This is a genomic window from Desulfosarcina sp. (assembly GCF_041551955.1).
Taxonomy (GTDB): Bacteria; Desulfobacterota; Desulfobacteria; order Desulfobacterales; family Desulfosarcinaceae; genus Desulfosarcina.
On sequence record NZ_JBFELV010000326.1, the window covers coordinates 1 to 5708 of the forward strand.

At 43.0% G+C, this 5708-nt stretch carries 7 protein-coding genes; all 7 read right to left on the minus strand.

The genetic code is table 11. From position 1 onward, the window contains the following. Positions 1–249 precede the first annotated feature (249 nt). Positions 250–849: a dienelactone hydrolase family protein gene (locus ABYV26_RS19175; RefSeq protein ID WP_372682964.1), complete on the minus strand. Its 600-nt coding sequence runs from the start codon at positions 847–849 to the stop codon at positions 250–252. Between the two features lie 114 nt (positions 850–963). Then, the gene (locus ABYV26_RS19180; RefSeq protein ID WP_372682965.1) at positions 964–1209 is read right to left on the minus strand and encodes a BrnA antitoxin family protein; all 246 of its coding nucleotides are present in this window, start codon (positions 1207–1209) and stop codon (positions 964–966) included. Further along, complete coding sequence (locus ABYV26_RS19185; RefSeq protein ID WP_372682966.1) at positions 1206–1499, minus strand: BrnT family toxin; 294 nt, start codon at positions 1497–1499, stop codon at positions 1206–1208. Before ABYV26_RS19185 ends, ABYV26_RS19180 begins: the two co-directional genes overlap by 4 nt. Positions 1500–1651: 152 nt before the next feature. Continuing rightward, positions 1652–2380, minus strand: coding sequence for a hypothetical protein (locus ABYV26_RS19190; protein ID WP_372682967.1), 729 nt, complete (start codon positions 2378–2380; stop codon positions 1652–1654). Positions 2381–3030: 650 nt separating this feature from the next. Beyond that, the gene (locus tag ABYV26_RS19195) at positions 3031–3633 is read right to left on the minus strand and encodes a dihydrofolate reductase family protein (protein WP_372682968.1); all 603 of its coding nucleotides are present in this window, start codon (positions 3631–3633) and stop codon (positions 3031–3033) included. Between the two features lie 964 nt (positions 3634–4597). Beyond that, positions 4598–5104 (minus strand): hypothetical protein, encoded by a 507-nt coding sequence (locus tag ABYV26_RS19200; protein ID WP_372682969.1) that lies wholly within the window; start codon positions 5102–5104, stop codon positions 4598–4600. 88 nt (positions 5105–5192) lie between these two features. Beyond that, positions 5193–5708: class I SAM-dependent methyltransferase (locus tag ABYV26_RS19205; RefSeq protein ID WP_372682970.1), on the minus strand; the 516-nt coding region annotated here is incomplete at its 5' end.

The following is a 5708-nucleotide window of genomic DNA, read 5'->3' on the forward strand; positions in this document are numbered from 1 at the left end:
TCATCCCCGCGAAGGCGGGGATCTATAAGTTTCAGACAGTTATGGACTCCCGCCTTCGCGGGAGTGACACCACTTGTGACTTTTTACGGAACCATCAAGATTGAATGTCCAGCCAAATAAAAATAGTCTCTTTTGAATTATTCCATAACGTCAAAGCTCACCGGTGCGCCGCTTTTTGGCGCGTCCGGTGGAGCGTAGTGTTAGCCCACTATCAATAAAGAATGCGATGGTTCGTTGCCATGCCAAGGCTTATGCCTCAGGATGAAACGCCTCTGACCGGTCACTCTCGAAGAACCAATGGCCCGTGCCGGGGTAGTCGTAGTAGCTGGCACTTCTGCCGGATAGATCGAGGCTTTTCTTGAGCTTTCTCACGCTGGCAGCGGAGACCCACTCGTCGTTTTCGGCGAAATGGAATAGAAAGCTCGAATTGCTGCGAGTGAAATCACCATTTCGTGCTGCATAGAAGACCGCTGTAGCCCCAATGGGTAAATCTGGCCGCTGAGCCAGCCACAGCGCCCAGTGCCCGCCCATCGAAAATCCGGCAACAGCAACATCGGGCGTAGTTACAGTTTCGTGCCGTGAAAGGGAATTGATCACCGCCATCAGTGTTTTGTAAGCCGGTTCGCGACGTGAAGCGGTTGCTTGCGCCCGAAGCTTTCTCGCTGCCTCTACTGTCGATGCGACTTTGCCATTGTAAAGATCGGGCGCGAGCGCGACAAAACCGGCCTCCGCCAAGCAATTACATAGCACCTTGAAGAATGCGTTGAGACCCCAACAGGAATGGAGGATGACTACTCCCGGTCCTGAACCGGATTTTGGAATCGCAATGTAATGTGGCTGGGTAATCATAAGGGCAAACGCCAAGCACAGGGGCCGGAAGGAATACTTGGTGATAGGAGAAATAACCGAAATGCTGTACATTAGAAAATAGCTTTAACAGCAAAAACCGTGCGGCCCTTCCGGTCAATGTGAAGCGCCTTGTTCGGCATTATCAGTATGCCAATTCATGTTGAGTTTCCGTTGAGTAACGGCACAGTCACGAAGGTAAAGATTGATTAGGGTTTGGTAAGGAATACCGGTTTCCTCAGACATGGATTTGAAATACGAAACAGTATCACGGTCCAATCGCATAGTAACCGGTTGCTTTAAATATTTCATATAAGGGTTTTTGCGGCCCTTCATTTTGGAGAAATTGTAATGGTCTCTCATTTTCTGTACCCCCAATATTCATTTTCTTCATCGCCATCAGCTTTTCTGGCAGATATAATTCTAATAATTGTATCACTTTCCCGAAAACAGTGGCAGACGACGAGAACCCTTAGTTTAAAACTTATTCCAAGTAAGATGAAACGGTCTTCATCATCGGAATGGTCTGGATCAAAAAATTGAATTGCATTTTCGTCATAAAATACCAAACGTGCTTCATCGAAAGAAATGCCATGGTTTTTTACATTAACCTTTTCCTTCCGTTTGTCCCATTCAAATCGCAATTCATTCATATGTACATTGTACTTATAATTAGGAAAATGTCAAGATCTAAGTTTAAACCGAATTTCTCACCTGTCGATGTGACGCGCTGCGTAACATCGGTCTGGTGCAGAAAATTGTTCGGTTATAAGTTTACTGAATATCGGTTTTATTGGATAGCATTTCATTCATTTTTCTCGAATTTAGCGGTTGGATTATGTCGATCATATGTAAGCTTTATCTTTCTACCTAAAACATTTTTATATAGGTTTGGTCCTAAATTCTTATACTCGCCTTTTTCCATTTTACCAAAACATTTTTCCATCTTTGGAGAATAGAGCGTTCGTTCTATAAATCCACTCCTCGGAAAAAATTTAATTGAAATTGCATATTGAGGGCAAACATGCCAGCAGCGATAACAAACCATACATGTGTCATGAAATTTAATATTCCTATTTTCGATTGTAATCCTGTCGGTCGGGCACTGGTAAACGCAATAGTCACAAAGGTCGCATTTTTCAGAATCACTTTGGGGTAAAGGTGTAATTGCCTTCTTTAAGTGTGTCAGGATAGGTCCAATTATATCGTAAAACCGCCCACCACTTTTTGGATCGATTTTATAACGAGCAGGCAATGCGCCCCCGTTTATGACTTTGGCGGCAATGGCACTTCCAAACAATTTAGCATCTTCTAAGTCTATATGATCTGGTCGTCCAAGAAAATTACCGAATTTGGTTGGAACAGTGACAGCCCCTCTTAGCTGAATGCCTCCGATAACCGACGTTCTTGTCTTTAAAACAGCCTGTGCAAGATGCCACAATGTATTGACAGGAGATCCCCCGGATGTAATTAAAACAAAGGCACTTTTTTTCAAAAAATCGAAACTGGTGTCTCTTAAAAAGACGGCACACATTCCGCCGGGCGGTTTTCAAAACAGGGACATCCAATTCCAATGAGATCTGCATCATGGGGACTCCATTTCTTTCGATGTAAAAAGGCGGACATGATCAACATTAAACCCACCAATTCGCAATCCATCAGCAATAGAATTGCCAACTTTTAGTGTGTTGCCTGTTTGACTAACAGTTAATATGCTTGCTTTCATGTTATCGACCTTCTTATAAGTGCATTTCCGAAATGGCTGATCCTCAGGATTTCTTCATAACAGAACAACGTCTGTAGGAGTGGTTCCTCTATTTATCCTACCGATACCTCAGCTTGAGGACCACCATCATCCAGACGGGCAAAGTCATTTGTTTCTTTCGTCGTCGAATCATCTTTTCCAAATTAACTGCGACTTTTTAAGAATCAAGCGCCAGAGATATCGCAATTTTCAGAGCCTCTTCACCCTTGTTTTCATGTTTGCACTTTCTTACTTCATCGGTGCCAACACGTCATAAATCACAACGGATTCAGAATGATTGTCGAGAATATCATCTTGTGCACCGATCTTGGTGTTGTATGCTAATTTTTCCAGCAGATTTTATATTTCCAATTTATTGTTCATGCGCAGTTCTCCCATTTTGTGGAGGCCATTTGCTGCAGAGACACATTAATTTAAGCTCAAAAGGATCCTGTCTTCACTTCACCGGCACGCATGTATTTAGCAAAAATAACGCCGAGTGGCGAAACTTTGCTGTCAGTTAAATTGAAAGCCGCAGGAATTGTACCCTCGGCAAACAGGCGTTTACCTGAACCGAGCGTTACAGGGAATATCTTGAGCCATAATTCATCAACCAAATCGTGCTTCAGAAGCGTCTGTATCAAATTGCTGCTTCCCCAAACGTGAAGGTCTGGGCCATCCTCACTTTTAAGTTTCTTCACTTTTTCGGCAACATTGCCAGAAAGAAGCACTGAATTCTCCCAGTTAAGCTTGTATGACGATTCATGAGACACAACGTACTTTGTAACGTCGTTGATGCCGGGCCAACCCTCAGCGTGATGCGGCCAGTATTCTGCAAAGATTTCGTAAGTCGCCCGGCCAAGAAGCAGCTCAGATCGTTCTAACGACATTTGTGCCCCCATTTCCTTGCCCGAAAAGTCATCAAAGTATGGAACTGTCCAGCCACCATACTTAAAACCTCCAGACATATCCTCCTCGGGCCCACCCGGTGCTTGCATAACCCCGTCGAGACAAATAAATGTAATAACGATGATTCTCCGCATGGAAACGCTCCTATATATGAAATATTTTCATCATGCTGAAATGTAGCCTAACATTGAGTTAACCCGCCGAAAAAGACCAACGGGCGGTGGAATTTAGGTTAGCGATTCGTCTTTTTCGGTCGGATTGTTTAACGACTGGTTAGGTGATTTTGAAAATAGTATTCCTATCAACCCTACTTCGACCCTCTTTTTTTTAAACACTAAGATTTTCTCGAACCAATGCTTCAATTTTTTCTGTAGACATTTTGGGAGCCGAATTGGCAAAGTAATCTATAAGTTTTTCAATATCGGCTTGTCCACCATAGTGATCGACAACATTTATTACAGATTTTTTTCAGATAGCTTGGGGCGCTTAATCTTCCAGCGACAAATAGAATTTGACAAATGAGCACAAGAAACAATACTGCCAAGGAATAGATTTGCTTAGTGATAAAAAAAATTGTCCAGGGCCAATAAAGCAAGAATGTTAAATGCAACGATTTGTCTTCTCTTGCTAAATCTCATGATTATTTTGACATAACATTGATATTAGATGTCAATTCGACTTTCAAAATATTCGCCAGAATAAAATGCACACAGCGACAAATGTAGCGAGTGTACCGGCATTGTACGAGATAACCGTTTTTCGAAATTGTGACGATTCGCTATCATTGAGTTCAGCAATACCGACCTCCTTCTTGATACGCGAAATATAGCCCATACATCCGAATGAACCGACCTTACTGATCCAATCAGGTGCGAAGTCATCTCCAACAATCCCCCGTTTTTTAAGAGAGTTGTAAAGATTTTGGTAGGTTCTGATGTGTAGGATGATGTTTGATATGCCGAATACCGCAAGCACTAATATCAAGATTTCGTATTTGTCGATTCCGCTCACATTACACCTATCGAAAAAATTTGCCGCCGCTGTAAGCGGTCGGCTGTCTTGGCTGGTTATGCATTTTGTGGCTGCTCTCAACTGTAATCATAAGTTTCGTGAATCGTAAGCCCAATGGAGTACTGCCTGCCGCTGTTTGCGTCTACAGCCCAGGTCACCTTTGTTGCAATTGTTTTTAATCTGCGTGACATGACGTCTCATTGCTGCCCATCTTTTAATTTGTCTTTCATCATCAGGACAACGGCGTCCCCTATAGTATCGACAGTACCATTGGAACCAGCCTCGGGGATCTTCTTTGTAAATCCATCCTTTTTCCCGCCACACTGAAAGCTGCTGCGACGCGTTTATTCCAAAGAAATTCAATTCGGCGTTATGATGTGTTGTACATAATTTGGCATTTTCAAACCATTCAGTCGGAAATTCTTTTCTACAGTCCGTCATATACTTTCCGCCAAACACCCCAAGTTCATGCATTTTTTTGGGTGTTAGTTCGGGTGAAAATTTAGAATGAAAATTTTTGCCGGACGGCTCTGTTAAAACATAGAAATAGTCAGTCTGCATTAGATCATTTACTTCAATTCGACGATCTTGCATATCAAACCCTCAAATGCATAACGACAAGCTAACCCGCTGTGAGCGAAGCGAGCGGTCGGGTTGGTCGCCTTGTTATGCGTAAATACCGTCAAACAACCGACTTGGCTGTATAGATGGAAATCGACCCAGTAAGTGTTGGAATTACCTGGGTTTCAGAGACTTCAAGGAAGCCAACGTCTTGCATTAAGTTAGGAATACATCCCTCTGCGTTGGGTTGTGTATCTTTTACGCCATCAATGGTTTGAACTGTTCTGCGAAACAGGGTTTTCATTAAGGCTGTGCGTTGAAGGCCATAATCAGCGACACACAGTTTTCCGCCTGGGAGCAGTAGCCTGAAAATTGAGACAAGTATATTTCGTTTTTCTTCTATCGGGGTTTGATGAAGCACCAAACTCGATGCTACTTTAGAGAAATAGCCCAACTCGGACCTACTCTCTGGTGATAAGCAACCTTGATGAAATGAAATTTTGACCGAGTTTTTTTTCGCTTTGGCTTTTGCTCTCAGTAAAATTTCTTTATCTGGATCAATGCCGTGAATATCAGTTTCTGGGCTAAGCGATTTGATTTTTACCACAAGCGATCCCGTTCCACACCCGACATCCAA